Source organism: Pantoea sp. WEP, assembly GCF_041678305.1.
GTDB lineage: Bacteria > Pseudomonadota > Gammaproteobacteria > Enterobacterales > Enterobacteriaceae > Pantoea > Pantoea dispersa.
This window is the reverse complement of the sequence record NZ_JBGNXB010000001.1, coordinates 96,034-119,772: the sequence shown is the minus strand read 5'-3', so window position 1 is coordinate 119,772 and position 23,739 is coordinate 96,034. Positions and strand designations below refer to the sequence as shown.

The following is a 23,739-nucleotide window of genomic DNA, read 5'->3' as shown; positions in this document are numbered from 1 at the left end:
ACGTATCTTCATCGATTCTTCCCATCATACCCGACTCTGTTCACGCCTTGCGACCTCATCCGGCCATGCGTCAGCCAAATCAGGACATCAGTGGTAACAGCTGCTGATATAGCTGCGCAAAGCGCGCACGGCGCGGCTGATAGGCCTGATGCTGCGCGGCGTCCGGCTGATGGCGCTGCACTAACGCCGGTGCCGGCCATTCGCTGGCCGGGTCCACCGCCAGCTGCGCCAGACGTGCGGCACCGAGCGCCGGCCCCACCTCGCCGCCGTGACAATAATCCAGCGTCAGTCCACTGATGTCCGCCAGCATCTGCCGCCAGTACGCGCTGCGCGCACCGCCGCCAATCAGCATCACCGCGTTGGGCAGTACGCCACACTCATGCACCGCATCCATGCCTTCCGCCAGCGCAAAGCCCACACCTTCCAGCACCGCGCGCGCCAGTTCCGGCCGGCCGTGCTGGTGCGTCAGGCCAAAGAAAGCCCCCTGTGCCTGCGGATTATTGTGCGGCGTGCGCTCGCCGGAAAGGTAAGGCAAAAACCACACCGGCGTGGCCTGCGCGCTGGCGCGTTCAGCTTCGGCCAGCAGGTGCGGCACGTCGTCGCAGCCGGTCAGCGCAGCGGCCCAGTCCAGACAGGCGGCGGCACTCAGCATCACCGACATCAGATGCCAGCGCTGCGGCAGCGCATGACAGAAACTGTGCACGGCGCGTTGCGGATTGCTGAGATAGCCTTCGCTCACCAGAAAATAGACGCCGGAGGTGCCGAGCGACAGCATGCCCTGTCCTGGCTCAACCATGCCAACGCCCACAGCGCCAGCCGCATTGTCGCCGCCGCCGGCCACCAGCGGCACCGGCTCCATCCCCCAGCGCGCCGCAATTTCCGGCAGCAGCGTGCCGGTAATCTGGTTGCCTTCAAACAGCTGCGGCATGTGGCTGCGGTTCAGTCCGCACGCCGCCAGCATTGCATCGCTCCAGTCGCGCTGTGCCACATCCAGCCACATCGTTCCCGCCGCATCTGACATATCGGTGGCGAAATCGCCGCTCATCCGCCAGCGCAGATAATCTTTCGGCAGCAGCACTTTTGCTACCTGCGCAAATATCGCCGGTTCATGCTGCTGCACCCACAACAATTTGGGCGCGGTAAAACCCGGCATCATCAGGTTGCCGGTAATCTGACGCGACGACGGTACGCGCTGCTCCAGCTCGTGGCACTGCGCGCTACTGCGCCCGTCGTTCCACAATATCGCCGGACGCAGCACCTGATGCGCGGCGTCCAGCAGCGTCGCGCCGTGCATCTGGCCGCTAAAGCCGATGGCGCTGACGTGGCGTAAATCGTGCTGCTGCGCCAGCGCCTGCATGGCACTATCGGTGGCCTGCCACCAGCTTTCGGGATCCTGTTCGCTCCATAGCGGCTGCGGACGCGTCACCTGCAGCGGCGCGCTGGCCGTTGCCTGAACCTGGCCGTGCGCATCCAGCAGCGCCACTTTAACGCCGGAGGTGCCTAAATCGATCCCGATAACCATGCTTCGCTCCCGATGGATTAGAAATTATACAAATAGTGATTCACCAGATTTTCCAGCTGCTCCTGGCGTCCGCTGCGATGCTGCGGATTGAGTTGCTGTTGCTGAGCATGCGCCGCCAGCGAGGCAAGAGAAAACTCGCCTTTCAGAATTTGCTGGCCGAACTCACCATTCCAGCCGCTATAGCGCTGCGCCACACGCTTATCCAGCTCACCATCGTTCACCATACGCGCCGCCACTTTCAGCGCCAGCGCCATGGTATCCATCGCGCCAATGTGGCCATAAAACAGATCGTATTTGTCGGTGCTCTGGCGCCGTACTTTGGCATCAAAGTTTAAGCCGCCGGTGGTGAATCCGCCCGCTTTGAGGATTTCGTACATCACCAGCGCGTTTTCTTCGACGCTGTTCGGGAACTGGTCGGTATCCCAGCCGCACTGGCTGTCACCGCGGTTGGCATCGACCGAACCGAAGATGCCCAGTGCAATCGCCGTCGCAATTTCATGATGGAAAGAGTGACCCGCCAGCGTGGCATGGTTGGCTTCCACATTCACTTTGATCTCTTTTTCCAGGCCAAACTGCCGGAGGAAACCGTAGACCGTCGCGACATCAAAGTCGTACTGGTGTTTAGTCGGTTCCTGCGGCTTCGGCTCAATCAGCAACATCCCCTGGAAACCGATTTTATGCTTGTGCTCCACCACCATCTGCATGAAGCGCCCGATCTGCTCGCGCTCCTGCCGCAAATCGGTATTCAGCAGCGTTTCGTACCCTTCGCGTCCGCCCCACAGCACATAGTTTTCACCGCCCAGCGTCTGCGTCGCCTGCATCGCGCTGCACACCTGGCTGGCTGCCCAGGCGAAAATTTCCGGATCCGGGCTGGTCGCCGCGCCGGCCGCATAGCGGGGATGCGTAAAGCAGTTCGCGGTGCCCCACAGCAATCTGACGCCGGTTTCCTGCTGTTTTTCCAGCAGTTTATCGGTCATTACCGCCAGGTTTTCCTGGTAGCTGCGCAGTGAATCACCTTCCGGTGACACATCGACATCATGGAAGCAGTAATAAGGCACGTTGAGTTTGTAAAAGAACTCGAACGCGACATCCGCTTTGAGCTTCGCCAGCTGCAGCGCATCGCCATTTTTCTGCCACGGGCGATCAAAGGCCCCCACGCCGAACATATCCGCCCCGTTCCAGCAGAACGTGTGCCAGTAACAGGCGGCAAAACGCAGGTGTTCCGCCATGGTTTTACCCAGAATCACTTCCTGCGGATTGTAATGACGAAACGCCAGTGCGTTAGTGGTATTGGCCCCTTCATAACCAACGCGCTCAAGCTGGTCGAAATAAGCGTGCATGTTGTGCTCCTTAGCATCAGACCCGAATGGTCAGCAGTGAAGCGTTATTTTGCGGAGGCGTAAGCGTTCAGCTCAATTACGATATTTCACACTGAACTTAAGATAATTATTATTTGTGCGGCAGCTCGCAAATCCATGTATTTAATTACATCGCGTACCGGCGCGCAGCGCCGCTGCAAGATTTAACAGATGGGCGCGTAAAATTTCGATCGCGCTCAAAGAATCACAAATAAACAAAAAAACGTAATAGCAGGATAAAAATCAGTAATTGATGTTGTTCACGTCGCGGGGCAACAATTCATCCGCCCTGGTTCATAGCCTTACAACGACAATAGCCTCAACCTACAGGATGACCATGATGAAAATGAGACACACGCTGTTAGCCCTCAGCGCTGCACTGGCCCTGTTCAGCCACGCCGGGCTGGCGAAAGAAGTGAAAATCGGTATGGCGATCGATGATTTACGTCTGGAACGCTGGCAGAAAGACCGGGACATTTTTGTCAGCCAGGCGGAAAAGTCTGGGGCCAAAGTATTTGTCCAGTCGGCCAACGGCAATGAAGAGACGCAAATCTCACAGATTGAAAATATGATCAACCGCGGTGTCGATGTGCTGGTCATCATTCCTTATAACGGTCAGGTATTGAGTAATGTGGTGGCCGAAGCGAAACGCGAAGGCATAAAAGTCCTCGCTTATGACCGCATGATTAATAATGCCGACATCGATTTTTATATCTCGTTTGATAATGAAAAGGTCGGCGAGCTGCAGGCCGAAAGTCTGGTTAAACAGGTACCTAAAGGGAACTACTTTTTGATGGGCGGATCGCCGGTGGATAATAACGCGCGTCTGTTCCGTGCCGGCCAGATGAAAGTGTTAAAACCTTACATCGATAACGGCAGCATTAAAGTGGTGGGCGATCAATGGGTTGATGCCTGGCTGCCAGAGAATGCGCTGAAAATCATGGAAAACGCGCTGACCGCTAACAGCAACCACATTGATGCTGTCGTTGCCTCCAACGATGCCACCGCCGGTGGGGCCATCCAGGCGCTGAGCGCGCAGGGACTGGCGGGCAAAGTCGCCATTTCCGGTCAGGATGCCGATCTCGCCGCCATCAAACGCATCATGAACGGCACGCAAACCATGACGGTGTACAAACCCATCACCGAACTCGCCACCGAAGCGGCAAAAATTGCGGTGGAACTGGGCGACGGCAAAACGCCCGCCAGCAACAGCAAGCTGAATAATGGCCTGAAAGAGGTGCCGTCGCGCCTGCTGAAGCCGATTCCGGTCAATAAAGACAACATCGAAAGCACCGTGGTGAAAGACGGCTTCCATAAACAGAGCGAACTCTAAGCGCCTGAAACGCGAAGGAGCAGATCGATGCTGCTGGAAATGAACAACATCACCAAGCGCTTTGGCGCGGTGAAAGCGCTGGATGCGGTCAGCCTGCGGCTCGAAGCCGGTGAAGTCATGTCGCTGTGCGGTGAGAACGGCTCGGGCAAATCGACGCTGATGAAAGTGCTGTGCGGGCTTTATCCGCACGGCGAATTTGACGGCGAAATTCGCTTTGCCGGCGATCGCATTGAGGCGCAAACCATCCGCGACACCGAGCGCAAAGGCATTGTGATTATTCATCAGGAGCTGGCGCTGGTGCGGCAGCTTACGGTCATGGAGAACATTTTCCTCGGTGCCGAGCTGGGTCGCTTCGGTATGGTCGATGATGAAACCATGACGCTGCGCTGCCAGCAGCTGCTGGAGCGGGTCAAACTTAAGGTTTCGCCTGCCACCAAAGTTGGCGAGCTCGGCCTCGGCCAGCAGCAGCTGGTAGAGATCGCGCGGGCGCTGAATAAGCAGGTGCGATTGCTAATCCTTGATGAGCCGACCTCGTCGCTCACCGAACAGGAAACCGAAGTGCTGCTTGGGATTATCACTAACCTGCGCGAGCACGGTATTGCCTGCATCTACATCTCCCACAAGCTTAATGAGGTCAAAGCAATTTCGGACACCATCTGTGTGATCCGTGATGGTCAGCACATCGCCACACGGCCAGCAGCCGGGCTGAGTGAAGATGACATCATCACGATGATGGTGGGCCGCGAACTCACCGCGCTCTATCCGCACCAGCCGCACGAGATCGGCGAAACGGTGCTGAAAGTGGAAAACCTCACCGCCTGGCATCCGGTCAACCGCCACGTGCGCCGCGTCAATAATGTGTCGTTCAGCCTGAAGCGCGGCGAAATTCTCGGTATTGCCGGGCTGGTGGGCGCAGGACGCACCGAAACGGTCCAGTGCCTGTTTGGTGTCTGGCCCGGTCGCTGGCAGGGCGAAATCTGGATTGATGGCCAGCAGGTGAAGATCGACGATTGCCGGGCAGCGATTGCGCACGGCATCGCCATGGTGCCGGAAGACCGGAAAAAAGATGGCATCGTGCCACTGATGGGCGTGGGGAAAAACATCACGCTGGCCGCGCTGGATCACTACAGTCATCGCTTCTCCACGCTGGATGAAGCCCAGGAGCAGCAGGCGATCAACGATGCTATCCGCCGTCTGCGTGTCAAAACCTCCTCACCCGAGCTGGCGATTGGCCGACTCAGCGGGGGCAATCAGCAAAAAGCGATCCTCGCCAAATGCCTGCTGCTCAATCCGCGCATTTTGATTCTGGATGAACCGACGCGCGGCATCGACGTCGGCGCTCGCCAGGAGATCTATCTGCTGATTAACGCGCTGGTGCAGCAGGGCATCGCGGTGATTGTTATCTCCTCCGAACTGCCTGAAGTGCTGGGTCTGAGTGACCGCGTATTGGTGATGCACGAAGGGCAAATCAAAGCCGATCTGATTAACGACAACCTGACTCAGGAGCAGGTCATGGAAGCTGCCCTGCGGAGCGAACATTATGCTTAAAACTGAAAGTAGCCAGAGCCTGTCCGGTACCCCGGGCAAGCCAGCGCCGGGCAAGTTTCCGCGCTTCAATCTGCAGGTGCTGGTGATGCTGGGAGCGATTGTGCTTATCGCTCTGTTCTTCACCTGGACCACCGACGGTGCCTGGCTTAGCCCACGCAACGTCTCTAACCTGCTGCGCCAGACCGCCATCACCGGCATCCTCGCGGTGGGCATGGTGTTTGTCATTATCTCGGCGGAGATCGACCTTTCCGTCGGTTCGATGATGGGCCTGCTGGGCGGTGCCGCAGCCATCTTTGACGTCTGGCTCGGCTGGCCGCTGCCGCTGACCATCGTGGTAACGCTGGTGCTTGGCCTGTTATTGGGCACCTGGAATGGCTGGTGGGTCGCATACCGTAAGGTACCCTCGTTCATCGTCACGCTGGCGGGCATGCTGGCGTTTCGCGGCATTCTGGTTGGTATTACCGATGGCACCACCGTTGCGCCAACGACGCCGGCGATGTCGCAGATCGGGCAAAGCTATTTGCCCGGCGGTGTTGGCTTTGGCTTTGGCTTCGCCGGTCTGGCGCTGTTTATTCTCTGGCAATGGCGGCTGCGGCTGCGTCGCCAGCAGCTGGGGTTATCACAACCGGCCGCCAGCGGCACGGTGGCACGCCAGGCGATTACCGCTGTTCTGGTGCTGGGTGCCATCTGGTTACTGAACGATTACCGCGGGGTGCCGACACCAGTCCTGCTGCTGGCACTGCTGCTGCTCGGCGGCATGTTTATGGCCACGCGCACCGCCTTCGGACGACGGATTTACGCCATCGGCGGCAACATTGATGCGGCGCGCCTGTCGGGCATCAACGTGGCGCGCACCAAGCTGGCGGTGTTCGCCATCAACGGCGTAATGGTGGCTATCGCCGGCCTGATCCTCAGCTCACGTCTTGGTGCTGGCTCGCCCTCGGCGGGCAATATTGCCGAACTGGACGCCATCGCTGCCTGCGTGATTGGCGGCACCAGCCTGGCCGGCGGCGTCGGTTCGGTGGCTGGCGCGGTGATGGGCGCCTTCATCATGGCGTCTCTGGATAACGGCATGAGCATGATGGACGTGCCGACCTTCTGGCAGTACATCGTCAAAGGGGCGATTTTACTGCTGGCGGTGTGGATGGATACGGCCACGCGCCGCCGGGTGTAATCGCGTGGGCGATCACAATGTGGCGCAAACAATTTCTGCTGCCTTTTCCGCCGTGCTATGCAATGCGCAACAGGTTTAAGGGAGCGCGCCACGATGCACGAAAAACGTTACCGTATTACGCTGCTGTTTAACGCCAACAAGGTATATGACCGCCAGGTAGTGGAGGGGGTCGGCGAGTATCTGCAGGCTTCGCAAACCGACTGGGATATCTTCATTGAAGAGGATTTCCGCTGCCGCATCGACAACATCCGCGAATGGCTGGGGGACGGCGTCATTGCGGATTACGACGACAGCTCGATCGAGAGCCTGCTCAGCAATGTGCCGGTGCCGATTGTCGGCGTTGGTGGCTCCTATCACCGCCAGCAGGATTATCCGCCGGTGCACTACATCGCCACCGACAACGCTGCGCTGGTGGAGAGTGCCTTTCTGCACCTGAAAGAGAAAGGCATTCATCGCTTTGCGTTTTACGGCCTGCCCGCCGCCAGCGGCAAACGCTGGGCGCAGGAGCGCGAGCAGGCGTTTCGCCAGCTGGTGATGCGCGAGCGCTACCAGGGTGTGGTGTATCAGGGGATGGAAACCGCGCCGGAAAACTGGCAGCACGCGCAAAACCGCCTCGCCGACTGGCTGCAAACGCTGCCGCCGCAGACCGGCATTATCGCGGTGACCGACGCGCGTGCACGTCATTTGCTGCAGGCTTGTGAATACCTGAAAATTCCGGTGCCGGAGAAGCTCAGCGTAATCGGCATCGATAATGAAGAGCTGACGCGCTATCTGTCCCGTGTGGCGCTCTCTTCGGTAGCCCAGGGCACACGCCAGATGGGTTATCAGGCCGCCAAGCTGTTGCATCGTCTGCTCGATCGGCAAACGCTGCCGCTGCAACGCATTCTGGTGCCGCCGGTGAAAGTCATTGCCCGCCGCTCTACCGATTTTCGCTCGCTGCGCGATCCGGCGGTGATTCAGGCGATGCATTACATCCGCTTTAACGCCTGTAAAGGCATCAAGGTCGAACAGGTGCTGGATGCGATTGGCATGTCGCGCTCCAATCTGGAAAAACGTTTTCGCGACGAGACCGGCGACACCATTCACGCCATGATTCACCGCGAGAAGCTGGAGAAAGCGCGTGAACTGCTGGCCTGCTCTTCATTGAATATTAATGAAATTTCGCAGATGTGCGGCTATCCTTCCCTGCAGTACTTCTATTCGGTGTTTAAGAAAAGCTACGCCACCACGCCTAAGGAGTATCGGCAGCATCACGGCGAGAAGGTGCAATAACGCCCCGCTGCGATCAAGATTTTGCCGCCAATTGCCGCTATACTGCGCGGCATCTTCAAAGGAAGATCGTCGTCTCCGGTGAGGCGGCCGGATTTCAAATCCGGTTGGGGCCGCCAGCGGTCCCGGGCAGGTTCGACTCCTGTGATCTTCCGCCACTCACCACTCAGGCCCAGCCATGCTCATCCATCCATCCGACAACCTTCCGTTCTCTGGCGATCCGCGTAAGGAAGAACTGCGCCAGCGGCTGCTGCGGCCGGATGCGCCCAAAGTCATTGCCGTGTCACTGTCGAAGGAGCTGGATCGCGAGCGACGCACGCATCGTCATGCCGCCGGTCAGCTGTTTTGTCTGCGCCAGGGATTGATGACGGTGAACACCTCGTCGGGCATTTTTGCTAATCCGCCGCGGCTGGTTGGCTGGATTCCGCCGTGGTTTGACCATGCCCTTGTCGGGCCGGGGCGCGTGCTGGGCTGGACGGTACTGATTGACGAAGCGCTGGCTGCGCCGCTGCCGGATCGGCCGGTGCTGCTCTCCTGCCCGACAGTGCTGGAGCCGCTGGCAGAACGGCTGGCGGTGCTGGAGCCTGAACTGTGGAGCAGCGCGCGCTATGCCCGGCTGGGTCAGGTGTTTCTTGATGAACTGTACGAATCCACGCCGCAGGAACTCACCCTGCCGCTGCCGGATGAGCCGCGGCTGCGGCAGATTGCACGCCTGCTGATGGACGATCCGGCTGATACACGCACCGGGCCGGAGCTGGCGCAGTGGGCTGGTCTGAGCGCGCGCAGTCTGAGTCGCCACTGGTCCAGCGCGGTTGGCATGAGCCTGAGTAAATATCGTCAGGTATCGCGCCTGCTCAAATCGCTGGAAGGGCTGGCGGCAGGCCACAGCGTGCAGCAGGTTGCCTGGCAGGTGGGCTTCGACAGCGTCAGCAGCTATATCAGCGCGTTTCGCGCCGCCTTCGGCTCAACGCCAGGCAAATATTTTACGACGCCAGCCGACTCTGCGAATGCAGCATCAGCAGGCTAGCCGGACCGTCAATCGGTGGCAGGCTGTGCCGGTATTTGCGGCGAAACGCGCCGGGTGGCAGGTCAAACATGCGCCGAAAGGTGCGGCAGTAGGTTTGCTGTGAATCGAAGCCAAACTGCAGCGCAATCTGCATCAGCGACGTATTACTGCTGAGCAGGGTGATGACGGAAGCCGTTAGCTTACGTTCACGGATATAGGCTCCCAGCGCCACGCCAGTGTAGCTGCGGAACAGCCGCTGCAAATGCCACTGCGAATAACCGGCCCGCTGTGCAACCGTCTCCAGCATGAGCTTTTGTTCAATATTCGCCTCTATCCACATCATCAGCTGATGCATAAAGGCTGCGTGAATATCCATCCTCTCCTCCTGATGCCGTGGTGCGACTCAATCTGCGACATTGTAAAAACAGGACGACTGGCTGTGTTTGCGCATAAAGCCAAAAAATAGCGATAACTCGCCAATTTACATGTCACTACTCTGGCGGGGAGAACACGCTGTTGCGTCAGCGCACATCATGTAATATTTTAAGTTACATGATAGATAAGCCGCCGTTCTTTCCGCTGCGCCAATCGTCACAAAGGAGAAAATCTATGCATGCCTTTTTACTCTCTGACACGGGTGTGTGCCTGGCGATTGCGCTGGCCTCAGCCAGCATCGCGATGACCATGACGCAGACCGAACTGTTTGCAGGTTTGCGCGCCTGGACCGCACGCAAACACGCCTTACTCGGCCATCTGTTTCACTGTTTCTATTGCCTGAGCCATTGGGTGGTGTTTGCCGCGATACTGATTTACCACCCGACGCTGCTGAACAGCGGTTGGCCGCTGGTCGACTGGATCATGACAGCCTTCATCACGCTGACGCTGACCACGTTTGTCAGCGGTATGATGTTTAAAGTGTTTCAGGCCGCCGTCACCACGCATGTGATGAAGCATGACGCGCAGATCAAATTGCAGAAGCAGGATTAACAGCCGCGCTGTTTAGTCGCTGCAGCGCGGAAAGATGTGCGGATCCAGCCCAAGGCTGGCCATTTTTTGCAGGTAATCGTCGGCGATGTCCGCCACGGTAATCTGGCTGAAGCGCTGCAGCAGTAGCGCTTCGGCTTCACCCAGCGCCTGGTCAAGCCGGGCGTCCACCGCATGTTCCACCAGGCAGGGCGAAGGATCGGCCGCCGGGCCAATGCTGAACAGCGCCGGTGAGCCGATAGCCTGGTACACATCCAGTAGCGTGATATCGCGCAGGTCCGCGCGCAGCTCCCAGCCGCCGCCGTGCCCCTTTTCCGACACCAGATACCCCTTTTCACGCAGCCCCGACATCATGCGACGCACCACCACCGGATTGGTGCCGAGCATTTTTGCCATGGCATCGGAAGTAGCGCGTTTAACGTGACGATCAAGATGAATGAGCGCGTGCAGCGAGCGGGACAGGCGGTTATCGCGTGGCATGGACGTTTCCTCTGAAATTCCCGCTACTGTAGCAAACCACGCTGGCGGCAACAATTTATCCCGGCTGAGAGTGGATGGCGCCCTGACCAGACATTCGTATTAATCATGCTGCCAATAGGAAAAGGCAAACCGCCACAGTAAAAGAAATTACGGTGAAAAGGCGATTGGGCATCGGTTAATTAATTAAATAACTGAGTGACAGAAAGGGAAAATTTATTTCCCAGAAGGAAAGACAACGCCCCAGAGCGGAATAAACCCTTCCCTTTTAAAATTAAATTTATCTTGTAGGACATGGACTACAAATAATTACTTTATTGTTCTTGATCATACGCAATATATAAAATTAAACGAGCGGCTAAAGTTTGACCTGTCATTCACTCATCAGGAAAAGGTTAACTATGGCTCAGGTCGTTGTGGTTGATGACCATCCGATCGCGCGGATGGCCGTTCGTTATTTGCTGGAACAAAATGGACATACGGTGCTGGCCGAAAGCGCCGATGGCCGGGAAGCGGTAACGCTGATTCAGCAGCAGCAGCCGGATATCGTCATCATTGATATCGACCTGCCGTCGCTGGACGGAATTGAAGTGGTTAAGTCATTGCGCGAGCAGAGTTTTCCAGGAAAAATCATTGTTATCTCCGGAAAAAATGAAAACGTGTATGCCGTGCAGAGCCTGCGCAGCGGTGCCAATGGCTTTGTCAGTAAAAAAACCGATATGCCAGAGATCGTCAGTGCTATTCAGGTGACACAACGTGGTTACGGTTATTTCCCGCTGGGCGGTTTTATGCAGCAAATGGAGCAGGATAGCACGCTGGCGGAGAAAAAAATGATTGAATCATTGTCACCACAGGAGTTTCAGGTTTTCCATCACATTATTAAGGGCCTGAATAATATGCGCATCGCGGCGCGGATGGGCGTCAGTAATAAAACCGTCAGCACTTATAAAAGCCGGTTAATGGATAAACTGCACTGCAAAACCATGAGTGATTTATTTGCTTTCGTGCACCGCAATCAAATGGAAGCCTCATGATCCGTCTGCTGATGTTTATCGGACTGGTGCTGTGCTGCAGCTCCACGGTGGCGCAGCCGATGCCACAGCTCTATATTCCGCTGGAGCGGGAACCGCTGGCACCGCTGATACCGCAACTGTCGCAGGACGACTGGCAGGCATTGCGTCAGTCGCCCACGCTGCGCATTGCGCTGTGGGCGCCCGATATTCCGCCTTATCTCACCTTCCTTGATATGTCATCTGAGGAAAAAAACGTGGAAGGCGTATTTGCTGATTACGCCCGGCTGATTAGCCAGGCACTTGGCATGCGGATAGAGATGCTGCGCTATACCGATCGTGACGCGGCGCTGGCCGCTATCGCTGCCGACCAGGCTGATATGCTGTTTAGCAAAGCCGGGAACACTGTGCCCGCCAACGCCCAGCTGGACGCCTCACAGAATCTGCTGATCAACCGACCGGTGGTGGTGACCCAGCGCGATCGCGCCATGCAGCCGGTGCCTTATGCAGCGCCAGTCAGACTGGCGGTGGACCAGCACTATCTCAGCGACAGCGTAATCCGGGCGCAATTTCCTCAGGCGCACATCATGCGTTATGCCTCCAGTCGCGTCGCGCTGTCGGCGCTGGCGACCGGCGAGGCGGATTACGTGCTCGATAATCTGACCTCCGCCAGCTTTTTAATTGAACGCAACTACCTCAATCAGCTGGCGCTGGCCGACATTCTCGCCCCACGCGCGCAGGATGCCAGTCGGCTACTGGTCAGTCAGCGCAGGCCGGTACTGCTGCGTGCAATAAATCGCGTCATCGCGGCGATCCCCGCAGAGCAGCATCGCGCGATCTCACGCCAGTGGACACAGCGCCCGGACATCTGGCGTCTGCAGCAGCCGCTGGCGCTTACGGCTGCTGAACAGCGCTGGCTACAGCAGCACGGCAGCGTGCGCGTGGGTTTTAATCCGTTTTTTGCGCCACTGGCACTGCTGGATGGGCGTAACCAGTTTCAGGGCATCAGTGCCGAACTGCTGCACCAAATCCACCTGCGCACCGGTATCAATTTTGTCGCCGTGCCGGAGTATCACGAAGACACGCTCCTGATGCAGCTTCAACAGCATAAAATCGACATGGTAGCCGCACTCTCCTATAACGCGCAGTGGCCAGGCCGTTTTACCCAGCCGTGGCTGCACACGCCGTTTGTGCTGATTACTGCCGCTAACGCGGGTGCACCCGCCGCGCTGCACTCGGGCTTACGTATCAGCGTAATGAAAGGCAGCCCGGTCATTGGCTGGCTGCAGCAACACTATCCTGAAGTACAGCTACAGCTGGTGGACAACGCCAGTCTCGGCATGCAGCAAGTGGTGGAAGGCAAAGCCGATGGCATGGTGCATAACCAGCTGGGCGCCGCTTACCTGATCAAACGCTATTTTTCCGGACGGATGCGTATTGTCCAGCGCGTCGGCACCCAGCCCGCTCACATCAGTTTCGCCGTGCACGCTGGCGATCCCGAGCTGCTAAGCATCATGAATAAAGCCCTGAATGAAATATTACCCAGTGAGATCTCGCAGCTCACCAGCCGCTGGCAGGGTACGCCCGAGGTGACGGCCAGCAGCTGGCCACTGTATCGCGCGCCATTTTATGCGCTGGCGGGCGTGGCAGCCTTCGTCTCCCTCGCCTGCCTGCTCTGGGTGTATCAGCGCGGCCGGGAAATCCGCCGCCGCCGCCGGGCGCAGCGGCAATTGCAGATCGCCCGCGATCGTGCCGACCGTGAAAATCAGGCCAAAAGCCGCTGGGTTGCTACCGTGAGCCATGAGATTCGCAATCCGGTCAACGCGATCATCGGCCTGCTGGCGCTGGAAGCGCGTAAGGCCGGTGCCAGCGAGGCGCTGCTGACTGCATGGCAATCGGCACAGGCATTAAGCGGCCTGGTGGGCGACATTCTGGATATGGCGAAGATTGAGCGTGGGCAGCTGACGCTGGCACCGCAGTGGCACAGCATCGCGACCCTGTGCCAGCCGGTACTGCAGCTCTATCAGGGGCTGGCGCATGAAAAAAACCTTACGCTTAGCTATCACACTACGCTGCCTGATCTTGAAGTCTGGGTTGATGCGCCGCGCCTGCGTCAGGTGATCGCCAATTACATCAGCAACGCCATTAAATTCACGCCGCAGGGAAACGTGGCGGTGTATCTCAGCGGTGAGCAAAACGCCGCTGGCGAACTGGTGCTGGAAATTGAAGTACAGGATAGCGGCATTGGCATCAGCGAACAGGAGCAACAACAGCTGTTTCAGCCGTTTGCGCAGGCCGCAGCCGGCCGTCAGCAAACCGGCTGCGGACTGGGGCTGGTGATCAGCGCGCAGCTGCTGCAACAGATGCAGGGCAGCATGCGGCTGCACAGCGAGCCGGGTGAAGGCACCCTGGTTCACGTCACGCTGCCGCTACCGAGTCGCGCACCGCCGCCGGTAACCCTGTGCGCGACTGGTGCGCCGCCCGCCGTGCCGGCACTGCATATCCTGGTGGTTGACGATCATCCGGCGAATTGTTTGCTGCTGACCCGTCAGCTGGAAGCGCTGCAGCATCGTGTTACCGCGATCGGCCAGCCTGACCTCGCACCTGAGATCATCGCAACACAGCAAATTGACGCGGTAATCACCGATTGCCATATGCCGCAGATGGATGGTTTTACGCTGACCAGTATGTTACGTCGCCGTGGTTATCGTCACAAAATCATCGGACTTACCGGCAGTGCACTGGCTGAGACGCGCGAACGCGGCCTCGCGGCTGGTATGGATGCGTGCCTGTTTAAGCCGCTGCATCCGGATCAGCTTAACGCTGCCCTGGCGCAGCCTGCTACCCTGCCGGCATTGCTGTCGTTGCCGCAGCTGCGCGCCATGGTGCACCACGATGACGATATGGTGGCAAAACTGCTGCTCAGGGTATGCGAAGAGAATCAGCGCGATTTGCAACAGGCCCAGCAGGAACTGGCGCAGCAGCAGTGGCCGGCGCTGGCACGCACGCTGCACCGGCTGGCCGGGGCAGCTCAAATTATCTATGCAGCAGATATCAATCAGCTGTGCCAGCAGCTTGAGCAGGCCTGCGTCGATGCGCGCGATGGCGACCTGCTCAGCGTGGGTCTGGCTGGCCTGGCCTCGCGTATTGACCAGCTACAGCTGGCCATTGATTGCTGGCTGCCGTTCAATCATGTTGTAAAGCAATAAATATCCCGCTTACTGCTTCATCAGGCTGCTTTGCCAGGCATGGAACAGGGTGAGCCAGTTTTGCACCGGCAGATGTTGCTTCTGCCCGGTGCCAAAGCCGTGACCGCCCTGCTGGAACAGATGCAGCTCCACATTGACCTTGTTCTGCCGCAGTGCGCTGAACATGTCCAGCGCGTTTTGCGGTGAGGCGGTGCCATCGTTCAGCGCCTGCACCAGAAAAGTCGGCGGCGTGTGTGCGCTGACGCGATCTTCCTGCGAAAGCTGTGCCATTTGTTGGGCAGTGAGATCTTTTCCGTACAGCGCCGCGCGCGTGCCTGGGTGGGTCACGCCCTGTTTCAGCGACAGCACCGGATAGATAAGCGCGCTGAAATCCGGGCGCGCCGACACCTTATCCTGCGCATCGACGGCCTGATAGTTAGCTTCATCGGGAGTGTTGCTCAGATTGGCGGCGAGAAAGGCACCGGCGGAAAAGCCCATCACGCCAATGCGGTCAGGCTCCACCTGGTACTGCTGCGCATTGGCCCGAATCAGCCGCAGCGCTCGCTGGGTGTCGGCAAAAGCCTGCTGGCGATACTGCGCTGAACCGTCGTGTGGCAGACGATAAATTAACACAAATGAAGCGTAGCCCTGCTTGCTGAGCACGTTGGCCACATCCAGCCCTTCGAGATCTTTCATAATATAAGAAAAACCCCCACCGGGAATGATTAGCACCGCCGCATGATTATTTTTTCCTGTTGCCGGAACATAAATCATTTGTGGCGCATCGACGTGGGTAACAGCCCGGTTATTAATGGCCGGGTTTTTACTAAAATTAATAAATTTATTATTTGCTGACACTTCATTTGGCCAGATCGGAATTTCCTTATTGGCAAACGCGGCCGGAAGATACAGTAAAAAAAACAGGCTAAATATCCGCAACCCTCTCATCGCACTGGCTCCAAATCCTGAATAAAAACAGTAACAAAAGTCAAACTGAACGGATAAAATCGCTCAGTGACGCTCCGGCTCCCCGCGAGATAATGAAAAAAACATACTCATCGAAAAATGTCTGTGGAAACGGTAGCAAATAAATATGGCAAAACCTATTCAATATAATATCGGACCAGGAAAAATTAGACTTTTCTCATGTTTACGTTAACAAGGCCGTATGTTATAAGTGAATTTTAAACTATAAGAATCTGTGACCATGGGAATTTACTGGATCATAAGTCTTAGCCTGACTTTCGTCGCTATTGTCGAAATCATGTTAAGTAAAAATGAAAACACAGCGCAAATCAGGACGTGGCTTTATTTTGTTGCCGTTGTAGTACTTTTTACTTTTGGCGGTATTCGTGGCCTGGGAACCGGCCTTGATGACTTCCAGTATCGCGACTTCTATGCCCAGTTTATCGATAAAATTATTATCGAAGGTTTCTGGCGTGCGGTCGTGGAATTCCGTTATGAACCAGCCATTTACGCCATTGCCGGTGCGACACGCATCTTTACCGCTAATCCGGACATTTTCATCTTTGTCTTCGCGGTCATCGCTGTTGGTGTCAACGCGCACTACTTCCGTAAGCTGACACCGCTGCCGCTGGTGGCCCTCGCCGTCTACTCTGCGCACCTGTTTATCAACAAAGACATGAACCAGATTCGCTTCGGTTTATGTTCGGCGTTTTTAATGGGCTTCGTCTGGCACATGTCGCGGCGCAGCAAGTCTGGCATGATCACCACCTTCATCCTGTCGTTTATCAGCCACGCCACCGCGATTGTCGCGCTGCTGATTCCGCTGGCGATGATTGTGCGTAAAAACAAATACATCCCGATTGCTATCGTGGTCGCCAGCCTGCCGCTGGCGTTTCTCGGCAGTTCAGCGCTGATCGCCGCGCTCTCAAGCCACCTCGGTGCGCTGGGCGACAGGGCCATGGGCTATGCCGATGCCGATTCACGCCAGGAGCAGGGCATTCTGACCCTGTCGAACCTGAAGAATATCGGCTTCGTCTTTATCTTCAGCTACATGTTGCTGAGCGATAAAATTAAAAATTTCGACCCGGAAAAGTTTAATACCTATTACATTCTGGTGATCACTTTTGCCATCGGCAGTGGCCTGAGGATGGCGCTACAGGATTACGCTTCTGGTGGTCGTCTGGCGAACTATTTGCTGCAGGTTGAGCCGGTGCTTATTTCGCTGTGTATCTGGGAAACCCGGAAGCTGAAGAAGGTACTTGCCGTGGCTGTCACCATTCTGATGGTGCTATACTATCTCTACTACAACACCGTATCGAGCAAGCAGTCGATTGTCGGCTATGAGGTGTCACGCACCTTCCAGCTGTTCCGTTAGGTCCAGAAATAACGCTAGCCAACTGGTTAGCGTTTTTTCATTAATAAGCCCTTTATCATCGTCATCCAGGGAAAATCCGAATATTTTACTGGTCCTGAACATTGCTTGCTTTTTATGAGGATTAAAATTCTAATAGATTGCATCTGCTCACGCAGAACACCTGTGATAAGAATATTCCGAAGCAACCATGCAAAGTCTTTCATGGCTTTTCCTGGCACGTCGTCACTCAATGAAAGAATGCTGACATGAACGAAAAAAACAATTTTGACATCGTACGACTTTCCCTCGCCTTTATCGTAATGCTGGTGCATTCCGCTGAGGTGACGAGAAACGCCGATATCCGTTTCCTGGCGCATTTTCTCAATAGTGATTTTGCCGTCAAAGGATTTTTCGCAATAAGTGGTTTTCTTATTGCAAAAAGTTACTTAAGAAGTAAATCGCTGACGTCCTATTTTATTAAGCGCGCACAACGTATATTGCCGGCTTATATTTTCACCATCATCATGTGTTTTGTGATTGGCATGTGTCTTACCACCCTGCCGCTGATGGATTTCCTGAAAAATAAAGAAACCCTTAAATATCTGGTCGCCAACTTCTCGTTTCTTAACTTTATTCAGCCGTCGCTGCCGGGCGTGTTTACCAACAACCCCAATCAGCCGCTGGATGGTTCACTGTGGACCATCAAAGCCGAGCTGACGCTCTACGTGCTGCTGCCCTTTATCGTGCCGTTGCTGAAACGAAGCCCGCTGAAAGTGTGGAGCGTGATTTTTATTATCTCCTGCGCCTGGTACTTCTACTTCACCGCGCTGTACAGCGGCCCGAAAGCCGATACGCTGGCCAAGCAGTTTATTGCGCTGTCGTCTTACTTCTTCTTTGGCAGCCTGCTGGCGGTGCATCAGCCAACCTTTGACCGCCTGAAAGAGATCACCATTGTGTCACTGGTGGTGTTCCTGCTGTTCAAGAGCACGGATTACGCGTTTATCGTTGAGCCGGTGGCGTTTTCGGCGGTAGTGATTCTGTTCTGCAACAACCTGTGTAAAGAGATTAAAATCAGCCAGTACGGCGATCTCTCTTACGGCATGTACCTCTATCACTGGCCGATTATTCAGGTGCTGCAGCATTTCGGTGTATTCGATGCCAACGCGTTTGCTGGCCTGGGGCTGACAATTGTAATGACGCTGGCGCTGGCTTACACCTCGTGGAATTTGCTGGAGAGCCGTTTCCTGAAGCGCACCCATCACGCTCAGCCGTCGATTGTGCCGCCCACCGCTGCACGCGACTAAGCGTTAATTATGCAGGCGCACGTCGCGCCTGCACCAGAGCGCCACCGCTCAAATGGTGGCGCCCATCGACAGCTGATAATGCAAATCCACCTGTTCAATGGTGGGCTGCTGGTTAATCTTCTTCAGCACAATTTCCGTTGCCACTTTGCCCATCTCGAAGCGCGGTGTAATCACACTGGCCAGCCGCGGCGTTGTCGCCTGACCAATCTCCAGTCCGTGGAATCCGGCAATCGCCAGCGCCTGCGGCACTGCAATGCCTGCCGCCTGACACTCCTGCAGCACGCCGACCGCCAGATCATCGTTGGTACAGAGAATGGCATCCATCTGCGGATAGAGCTGGCGCGCCAGCGTCATCATGCCAGTGCCAATCGACACCGAAGAGACTTTGTTCGGTACGATGCGTCCGGCCGGCAATCCGGCCGCCGCCACGGCATCGCAATAGCCGGCGTAGCGCTGCTGGTCACGGCGATCGGACATCGAGCCAAAATAAATCACCCGCTGTTTACCGCTGGCCAGCAGCATCGCGGTCATGTCGTAGCCGGCGCGGTAATTATCAAAGCCGACGTTAATGCGCCCGCGCGTCTCGCTCAGTCCCATCACTTCGGCGACCGGAATGGTGGCCGCGTTAAGATACTTTTCCGCGCGCACGGTGTGCACCGACTCGGTCAGGATCAATCCCTGCACGTTAAAAGCCAGTACCGTGGCAATCTGCTCCTCTTCGCGCTGCGGATTGTAGTCGTAGTTGACCACCAGCGTCTGATAGCCGTGGGCGCTGGTGACCGATTCGATACCGGCCAGCAGATCGGCAAAGATTTGATTATTGAATGAGGGGATGAGTACGCCGATGCGCGGCGGCGGGTGCCGCGACGCCGCGGTGTTTTCCTGTTCGGCGACGTAGCCGATTTCGGCCATGACGTTGGCGATTTTCGCCGCCGTTTCCGCCCTGACCTTTTCCGGCGTGCGCAGATAGCGGCTCACCGTCATCTTGGTGACCCCTGCGAGAGTCGCAATATCGTCCAGAGTGATGCGCTGCGTTTTCATTGCGCGGTCCGCAAAGAGAGCCTGTCAATCAACGTATTATGCCCGCTGGCGAGTCAAAAAAGAAACGCTGCTCCGCCGGTCATACCGCTCGTTCATAGTGCTCAATCACCGCCAGCGCCAGACCGTTGGCCGGATCGATGCGCTGCGGCAGAAAGTGCAGCGCGGTATGGGCAAAGGTAAACGCCAGCGTGCCGGCCTGTGCCGCCTGCTGTACCGCCTGCACAAACGCCGGTTGCGCATTCCACGGGCCGTCAATGATGATGCTGGCCGGATTGACCAGCTGCATCACCTGGCTCAGCGCATGGCCGAGATAGCGGCCGGTCTGCGCCATCAGCTCATACACGATCTCCGGCTCGCTGTCGCCAGACTGCCAGCGTAAGCCGGGCTTACGCCGGGCCAGCTGCTGCTGGATCGCCGGCAGGCTCACCAGCGTCTCCAGACAACCCTGTCGCCCGCAGCTGCAGCGCGCGCCGTTGGGCTGCACGCTCAGATGGCCGATCTCACCGGCGGTCCAGCTGCTGCCGCTGAACACCTCGCCGCGCTCCACCAGCGCGCCGCCCACGCCATCGGCGATGCGCAGATAGAAGTGGCTTTGCGCTTTATTGAGCTCCAGCTGCTGCACCGCCAGCAGCGCGGCCGCTTTGACGTTATTCATGATGCGCAGCGGCAGCTCAACGCCGCGCCGCAGCGGCGTCAGCACATCGACATCCTGCCAGCCGAGCGGCGCAGAAAAGTGCACCCGTCCGCGCTGAGAATCAATGATGCCGGGAAAACCGATGGCCACGCCCAGCAGCGCCGGATGCGCCGCGCGCAGCGTCTGACACACTTCCGTCAGTTCGTGCAGCAGCCCGTCGGCATCGGCCGTTTCGGTGCGCCAGGTTTGCTCGGCCACCACGCGCGAAAAGTAGTCGCACACGCGCCAGTGAATCGCCTGGCGCTCCACCATGATGCCCGCGCTTTTCAGCTGACCCGCGCGCAGTTCGATCTCAATTTTGGGCCGGCCGGCCGCAGCCACGCTGACCGGGCCAAGCTCGTGAATCAGCCCCTGCGCCAGCAGGTCATCGATAATCAGGGAAACGGTGTTTTTGCTCAGGTCGAGCGCCAGCGCCAGATCCTGGCGGGAAGTGATGCGGGTGGTACGCAGCTGCGTCATCACCCGCTTGAGGTTGTTCAGTCGAAGTACCGCTGGTCCTTTCCCGGCTGCTTTCATCGCACCCTCACCTGACAAAGAGTAATAGGTGTAAGTTTAGCAGCCCGCACCGGCGGTTAATCGCCGGTAAAACCGGGTTTTTACCGCTTCTGCCGCGTATCAGTACTCGTCACCGCGCACGCGGCTGCGGTAACTTTCCCAGTCAAAACGCACCCACAGGCTATTACCGAGGCGCATGCGATCCATCACCCGTTCGCCAAGCAGCGTGTTCATGCCGGCCGGATCGAGGTTGGAGAGCATGCCGGTCGGCCGCTTTGACGACGAACGGCGATCGACAATCTGATTGATGATCACTTTCTCGTAGCGCGATTCGCTCTGCATGCCGATCTCATCGATCACCAGCAGATCGACATGGCTGAGATCCTGCAGCAGCCGCTCTTCGGTCAGGTCGCTGCCGCCGCTGAAGGTGCCTTTCATGCTCGACATCAGATCGGCCACCGTGACAATCAGCACGCTTTTGCCGCGCAGAATCAGATCGTTACCAATCGCCGCCGCCAGATGGTTTTTACCGGTGCCAGGACGGCCGGAGAAGACAAAGCTGGCGATGCTGTTCTCAAACCCGGCGGCGTATTCACGCGCCAGACTGAGCGCCTTGCGCTGGCCGTCATTTTCGACGCGGTAGTTGTCGAACGAGCAGTTCATGTGCAACTCACGAATGCCGGAGCGGCCCATGATGCGCTGCATCTTCATGGCGCGGTTTTCGCGCACAATCGCTTCTGAGCGCAGCCGGCCCTGCTCCTGATTCCACGCCAGCAGCTCGGCGCCGTTTTTAAACTTTGGCTGCACATCCGCGGGCATAATTTTTTTCAGGCGACTGAAAAGATCGTTCGGCGTTTTCATTACTCACCTCGGAATCCATCGGGAATATCATAATCAGTATTGCTGATCTGGGTGATATCGCGCTTTGGCTGACCGCCGTTGGCGGCACGGTTCATCTGCACGCTGCGCGCCAGTTTCTGCTGCCACTGCACATGGTGAAAGAGCCGACCTTCCGCCTGCCAGTAAGCGACAAAAGCCGCCAGCTCTGCGGCGGTCACCGGCTCGCTCAGCGCCACGCCCCAGATCGCCGCCTGGCGCTGGAAGTCGCTGTCCGGCTGCCAGCCCGGATACATGGCGAACTTGCCCACCGGCACGGCGATTGGCGCGGCGTCGCTGTGAAACAGGCTGTCGTCCAGCGTGACATCATTCGGCTGCTGCGCCGCCGCTTCCAGCGCCAGCAGGTGCGCGAGGCGCTGCGGCGTGATCGCGTAAAACGCCGGAACATTGTTGTGCAGCACCGCCAGCGTGCCGTTATCGGCCTGCTGCAGCGTGGTGAGGGGATCGTGGCAAAAGCCGTCCAGCCCCACCAGCGTTGAAGATAAGATTTTGACTGACATGAAGAAACCTGACGTTGACTCACCCGGTGCACCGGCGACCCGGTGCTAAGCGGTCAGTGTACCTGTTTTAGCACCGGGGATCGCCATAAAACCGCGCGGATTTAGCGCGAGGCGAAGTGCGGTTCAGCCGCCTCAATGCTGACCACGCGACGGCTGGCGCGTGCTGCTGCCAGCGCCGGGCGGGTTTGCCACAGATAGCGCAGCGATGCCACCAGACACAGGCTGTAGCCAAACAGCTCGCTGCCCTCTTCCGCCATGTTCTTCACCACGCGGTTATAGCCATCCAGCATCAGTTGCTGCCACAGCTCATGCATGCCAAACAGCCGCGAGAACACCAGCACCGCCAGCAGCCCGGCGGCCATCATTTGCCAGCTGCGATGCTGCAGCAGTGCCGCCAGGCCCGGCAGGATTTGCCGCGGCTGACGCAGCGCCATCGCCAGCGAGGCCGCGGTCGTTGCCAGCGCAAACCACAGCCATGCGCCGTGCTGCACCACGTCGAACAGAAAATCCATTTCACGAATCAGCATGCAGCTGAAGAAGCCACCGACCAGAATCAGCGCGCTGCGCTGCTGCGGTCGTTGCCAGGCGGCGAGGAAGAACAGTGCGGCAATGACCGCCAGCATCAGCTCCTGTGTCGCTTCGGTGAAAGAGGTTTCGTGCAGTGCATCGTTCATCCAGTTGACGTCGATGTAGATCATCGCCATACAGAAGACCAGCACCAATCCACTGATGATAAAGGCCGCCAGTTCGCGGCTAATAAGAATAATGTTTTCGCGCATTGTGATACCAAATCAGAAAATAATTAGCGCGCTTATTATATTTCTGCTGGCTGGCACCACTTCTCATTTCATGCCGCTTCAGAAGCTGGCGCTGACGCCGAGGTTGTAAATGAACTGTTCGCCGCTGCTGACCGCGCCGGTCTGGGCGAAGGAGGCGAACGCCGCCATGTTCTGGCCGAGCGGCAGACGGGCACCGACGCTGACATCCATCCAGTTCGTTTCCCGGTTCATCTCTTCCGGCCGATCGCGCGGCACGGCCGTGCCGTCTAAGCTGAGCTGATGGCTGTAACTCACCTGTGCCCACGGCGATATCCAGCCAAAACTGGAATCCACGCGCCAGCCCAGTGAAGCGATGTGTTCGGCGTTGTTACGATCGACCGGCGCGCAGGCGGCGCAGCTCAGGGTGGAATCATCGACGGCAAACTGCGCCACCGGACCGGTGCGCAGGCGGTCATTCATCGGCAGGTTCCAGCCTGCCGAGTAGCGGTTCACCAGCGGCGAGTTGCCGACGCTGGCCGTTTCGCTGTGCAGCGCCATGCCGCCGCCGGGCGGATTGAGCGCGGCATCAAGCAGATCGCTGTCGCGGTTTTCTGTCAACATCAGATGATTACTGGAAATTTTTTCGGCAAGTATCGCATTGTAATCCGGCGCGCTGCTCTCGCTGGCCTGATCCCACGCGTGCGCTGGCAGGGCCGCCACCAGGAGCCACCCACCGCTAAAGGCCAGCGCAAGGAGACGCTGGCCGGTCCGCTGACTGTTCTGCCACATGGAAGACTCCTGACGAGCCGGAAGGGATCGGGTTGGCCTTGAAATTGATGATCATCCTGAAGCGTTCACGCG

Annotated in this window: 22 protein-coding genes and 1 tRNA gene; 11 read left to right on the top strand and 12 right to left on the bottom strand. The window is 57.5% G+C overall.

Annotated features, from left to right (window positions below):
- Positions 1–79: 79 nt before the first annotated feature.
- Positions 80–1,522 (bottom strand): xylulokinase, encoded by a 1,443-nt coding sequence (gene xylB, locus ABVR31_RS00570; RefSeq protein ID WP_215786916.1) that lies wholly within the window; start codon positions 1,520–1,522, stop codon positions 80–82.
- Between the two features lie 17 nt (positions 1,523–1,539).
- Positions 1,540–2,862: a xylose isomerase gene (xylA, locus tag ABVR31_RS00565; RefSeq protein ID WP_058758163.1), complete on the bottom strand. Its 1,323-nt coding sequence runs from the start codon at positions 2,860–2,862 to the stop codon at positions 1,540–1,542.
- Between the two features lie 358 nt (positions 2,863–3,220).
- Between xylA and xylF the strand changes: the two genes are divergently transcribed.
- From xylF to ABVR31_RS00535, 6 genes are all read left to right on the top strand, one after another.
- On the top strand, positions 3,221–4,213 hold the full coding sequence (gene xylF, locus ABVR31_RS00560) for a D-xylose ABC transporter substrate-binding protein (RefSeq protein WP_058758164.1): 993 nt from the start codon (positions 3,221–3,223) through the stop codon (positions 4,211–4,213).
- 27 nt (positions 4,214–4,240) lie between these two features.
- Entirely contained in the window at positions 4,241–5,761 is a 1,521-nt protein-coding gene (locus ABVR31_RS00555; protein ID WP_372771693.1) for a xylose ABC transporter ATP-binding protein, read from the top strand.
- Entirely contained in the window at positions 5,754–6,935 is a 1,182-nt protein-coding gene (gene xylH, locus ABVR31_RS00550; RefSeq protein WP_058758166.1) for a xylose ABC transporter permease XylH, read from the top strand. The genes ABVR31_RS00555 and xylH overlap by 8 nt, the downstream gene beginning before the upstream one ends.
- A 93-nt stretch (positions 6,936–7,028) precedes the next feature.
- Positions 7,029–8,207, top strand: a complete 1,179-nt coding sequence (gene xylR / locus ABVR31_RS00545) for a D-xylose utilization transcriptional activator XylR (RefSeq protein ID WP_058775595.1) — start codon at positions 7,029–7,031, stop codon at positions 8,205–8,207.
- Positions 8,208–8,267: 60 nt separating this feature from the next.
- Positions 8,268–8,362: transfer RNA gene (locus tag ABVR31_RS00540), tRNA-Sec, on the top strand.
- Positions 8,363–8,382: 20 nt separating this feature from the next.
- Entirely contained in the window at positions 8,383–9,231 is an 849-nt protein-coding gene (locus ABVR31_RS00535) for an AraC family transcriptional regulator (RefSeq protein WP_058758167.1), read from the top strand.
- Here the strand turns inward: ABVR31_RS00535 and ABVR31_RS00530 are convergent.
- On the bottom strand, positions 9,188–9,586 hold the full coding sequence (locus ABVR31_RS00530) for a helix-turn-helix domain-containing protein (protein WP_021506873.1): 399 nt from the start codon (positions 9,584–9,586) through the stop codon (positions 9,188–9,190). The two genes, ABVR31_RS00535 and ABVR31_RS00530, sit on opposite strands and share 44 nt — an antisense overlap.
- Positions 9,587–9,819: 233 nt before the next feature.
- Here ABVR31_RS00530 and ABVR31_RS00525 point away from each other — a divergent pair, with 233 nt between their 5' ends.
- Positions 9,820–10,197 carry a DUF1360 domain-containing protein gene (locus tag ABVR31_RS00525; protein WP_372771692.1) on the top strand — a complete coding sequence of 126 codons (378 nt, stop codon included), beginning with the start codon at positions 9,820–9,822 and terminating at the stop codon, positions 10,195–10,197.
- Positions 10,198–10,209: 12 nt separating this feature from the next.
- Here the strand turns inward: ABVR31_RS00525 and ABVR31_RS00520 are convergent, their stop codons facing one another.
- Positions 10,210–10,674, bottom strand: coding sequence for an Rrf2 family transcriptional regulator (locus tag ABVR31_RS00520; RefSeq protein WP_058758169.1), 465 nt, complete (start codon positions 10,672–10,674; stop codon positions 10,210–10,212).
- A 398-nt stretch (positions 10,675–11,072) separates the two neighbouring features.
- Here ABVR31_RS00520 and ABVR31_RS00515 point away from each other — a divergent pair, with 398 nt between their 5' ends.
- Positions 11,073–11,705 (top strand): response regulator, encoded by a 633-nt coding sequence (locus ABVR31_RS00515; RefSeq protein ID WP_058781884.1) that lies wholly within the window; start codon positions 11,073–11,075, stop codon positions 11,703–11,705.
- A complete protein-coding gene (locus ABVR31_RS00510) occupies positions 11,702–14,890 on the top strand; it encodes an ATP-binding protein (protein ID WP_372771691.1) in 3,189 nt (1,062 codons plus the stop codon). The genes ABVR31_RS00515 and ABVR31_RS00510 overlap by 4 nt, the downstream gene beginning before the upstream one ends.
- Before the next feature lie 9 nt (positions 14,891–14,899).
- On the opposite strand, the gene ABVR31_RS00505 is transcribed toward ABVR31_RS00510, so the two are convergent.
- Positions 14,900–15,643 (bottom strand): alpha/beta hydrolase, encoded by a 744-nt coding sequence (locus ABVR31_RS00505; RefSeq protein ID WP_371221995.1) that lies wholly within the window; start codon positions 15,641–15,643, stop codon positions 14,900–14,902.
- 490 nt (positions 15,644–16,133) lie between these two features.
- On the opposite strand from ABVR31_RS00505, the gene ABVR31_RS00500 reads away from it, so the two are divergent.
- Positions 16,134–17,210, top strand: coding sequence for an EpsG family protein (locus tag ABVR31_RS00500; protein ID WP_223815726.1), 1,077 nt, complete (start codon positions 16,134–16,136; stop codon positions 17,208–17,210).
- Positions 17,211–17,236: 26 nt separating this feature from the next.
- On the opposite strand, the gene ABVR31_RS00495 is transcribed toward ABVR31_RS00500, so the two are convergent.
- Positions 17,237–17,566, bottom strand: a complete 330-nt coding sequence (locus ABVR31_RS00495; protein WP_193750250.1) for a hypothetical protein — start codon at positions 17,564–17,566, stop codon at positions 17,237–17,239.
- Between ABVR31_RS00495 and ABVR31_RS00490 the strand changes: the two genes are divergently transcribed.
- The gene (locus ABVR31_RS00490; protein WP_372771690.1) at positions 17,456–18,493 is read left to right on the top strand and encodes an acyltransferase family protein; all 1,038 of its coding nucleotides are present in this window, start codon (positions 17,456–17,458) and stop codon (positions 18,491–18,493) included. The two genes, ABVR31_RS00495 and ABVR31_RS00490, sit on opposite strands and share 111 nt — an antisense overlap.
- Before the next feature lie 48 nt (positions 18,494–18,541).
- Here ABVR31_RS00490 and ABVR31_RS00485 read toward each other — a convergent pair whose 3' ends face one another.
- The 6 genes from ABVR31_RS00485 to ABVR31_RS00460 form a co-directional block, all read right to left on the bottom strand.
- Positions 18,542–19,534 carry a LacI family DNA-binding transcriptional regulator gene (locus ABVR31_RS00485; protein WP_058758175.1) on the bottom strand — a complete coding sequence of 331 codons (993 nt, stop codon included), beginning with the start codon at positions 19,532–19,534 and terminating at the stop codon, positions 18,542–18,544.
- Between the two features lie 79 nt (positions 19,535–19,613).
- A complete protein-coding gene (locus ABVR31_RS00480; protein ID WP_021506882.1) occupies positions 19,614–20,744 on the bottom strand; it encodes an ROK family protein in 1,131 nt (376 codons plus the stop codon).
- A gap of 99 nt (positions 20,745–20,843) precedes the next feature.
- The gene (gene dnaC / locus ABVR31_RS00475) at positions 20,844–21,584 is read right to left on the bottom strand and encodes a DNA replication protein DnaC (RefSeq protein ID WP_021506883.1); all 741 of its coding nucleotides are present in this window, start codon (positions 21,582–21,584) and stop codon (positions 20,844–20,846) included.
- Complete coding sequence (gene dnaT, locus ABVR31_RS00470) at positions 21,584–22,120, bottom strand: primosomal protein DnaT (RefSeq protein WP_021506884.1); 537 nt, start codon at positions 22,118–22,120, stop codon at positions 21,584–21,586. Before dnaT ends, dnaC begins: the two co-directional genes overlap by 1 nt.
- Before the next feature lie 101 nt (positions 22,121–22,221).
- Complete coding sequence (locus ABVR31_RS00465) at positions 22,222–22,899, bottom strand: hypothetical protein (protein ID WP_058758176.1); 678 nt, start codon at positions 22,897–22,899, stop codon at positions 22,222–22,224.
- A 78-nt stretch (positions 22,900–22,977) separates the two neighbouring features.
- Entirely contained in the window at positions 22,978–23,667 is a 690-nt protein-coding gene (locus tag ABVR31_RS00460; RefSeq protein WP_325925667.1) for an autotransporter, read from the bottom strand.
- Between the last annotated feature and the right edge of the window lie 72 nt (positions 23,668–23,739).

What these genes read in the sequence shown, in the direction of transcription:
- xylB (WP_215786916.1), bottom strand. Translation starts at nt 1,522, where the DNA reads ATGGTTATCGGGATCGATTTAGGCACCTCCGGCGTTAAAGTGGCGCTG.
- xylA (WP_058758163.1), bottom strand. Translation starts at nt 2,862, where the DNA reads ATGCACGCTTATTTCGACCAGCTTGAGCGCGTTGGTTATGAAGGGGCC.
- xylF (WP_058758164.1), top strand. Translation starts at nt 3,221, where the DNA reads ATGAAAATGAGACACACGCTGTTAGCCCTCAGCGCTGCACTGGCCCTG.
- ABVR31_RS00555 (WP_372771693.1), top strand. Translation starts at nt 4,241, where the DNA reads ATGCTGCTGGAAATGAACAACATCACCAAGCGCTTTGGCGCGGTGAAA.
- xylH (WP_058758166.1), top strand. Translation starts at nt 5,754, where the DNA reads ATGCTTAAAACTGAAAGTAGCCAGAGCCTGTCCGGTACCCCGGGCAAG.
- xylR (WP_058775595.1), top strand. Translation starts at nt 7,029, where the DNA reads ATGCACGAAAAACGTTACCGTATTACGCTGCTGTTTAACGCCAACAAG.
- ABVR31_RS00535 (WP_058758167.1), top strand. Translation starts at nt 8,383, where the DNA reads ATGCTCATCCATCCATCCGACAACCTTCCGTTCTCTGGCGATCCGCGT.
- ABVR31_RS00530 (WP_021506873.1), bottom strand. Translation starts at nt 9,586, where the DNA reads ATGGATATTCACGCAGCCTTTATGCATCAGCTGATGATGTGGATAGAG.
- ABVR31_RS00525 (WP_372771692.1), top strand. Translation starts at nt 9,820, where the DNA reads ATGCATGCCTTTTTACTCTCTGACACGGGTGTGTGCCTGGCGATTGCG.
- ABVR31_RS00520 (WP_058758169.1), bottom strand. Translation starts at nt 10,674, where the DNA reads ATGCCACGCGATAACCGCCTGTCCCGCTCGCTGCACGCGCTCATTCAT.
- ABVR31_RS00515 (WP_058781884.1), top strand. Translation starts at nt 11,073, where the DNA reads ATGGCTCAGGTCGTTGTGGTTGATGACCATCCGATCGCGCGGATGGCC.
- ABVR31_RS00510 (WP_372771691.1), top strand. Translation starts at nt 11,702, where the DNA reads ATGATCCGTCTGCTGATGTTTATCGGACTGGTGCTGTGCTGCAGCTCC.
- ABVR31_RS00505 (WP_371221995.1), bottom strand. Translation starts at nt 15,643, where the DNA reads ATGATTTATGTTCCGGCAACAGGAAAAAATAATCATGCGGCGGTGCTA.
- ABVR31_RS00500 (WP_223815726.1), top strand. Translation starts at nt 16,134, where the DNA reads ATGTTAAGTAAAAATGAAAACACAGCGCAAATCAGGACGTGGCTTTAT.
- ABVR31_RS00490 (WP_372771690.1), top strand. Translation starts at nt 17,456, where the DNA reads ATGAACGAAAAAAACAATTTTGACATCGTACGACTTTCCCTCGCCTTT.
- ABVR31_RS00495 (WP_193750250.1), bottom strand. Translation starts at nt 17,566, where the DNA reads ATGCGCCAGGAAACGGATATCGGCGTTTCTCGTCACCTCAGCGGAATG.
- ABVR31_RS00485 (WP_058758175.1), bottom strand. Translation starts at nt 19,534, where the DNA reads ATGAAAACGCAGCGCATCACTCTGGACGATATTGCGACTCTCGCAGGG.
- ABVR31_RS00480 (WP_021506882.1), bottom strand. Translation starts at nt 20,744, where the DNA reads ATGAAAGCAGCCGGGAAAGGACCAGCGGTACTTCGACTGAACAACCTC.
- dnaC (WP_021506883.1), bottom strand. Translation starts at nt 21,584, where the DNA reads ATGAAAACGCCGAACGATCTTTTCAGTCGCCTGAAAAAAATTATGCCC.
- dnaT (WP_021506884.1), bottom strand. Translation starts at nt 22,120, where the DNA reads ATGTCAGTCAAAATCTTATCTTCAACGCTGGTGGGGCTGGACGGCTTT.
- ABVR31_RS00465 (WP_058758176.1), bottom strand. Translation starts at nt 22,899, where the DNA reads ATGCGCGAAAACATTATTCTTATTAGCCGCGAACTGGCGGCCTTTATC.
- ABVR31_RS00460 (WP_325925667.1), bottom strand. Translation starts at nt 23,667, where the DNA reads ATGTGGCAGAACAGTCAGCGGACCGGCCAGCGTCTCCTTGCGCTGGCC.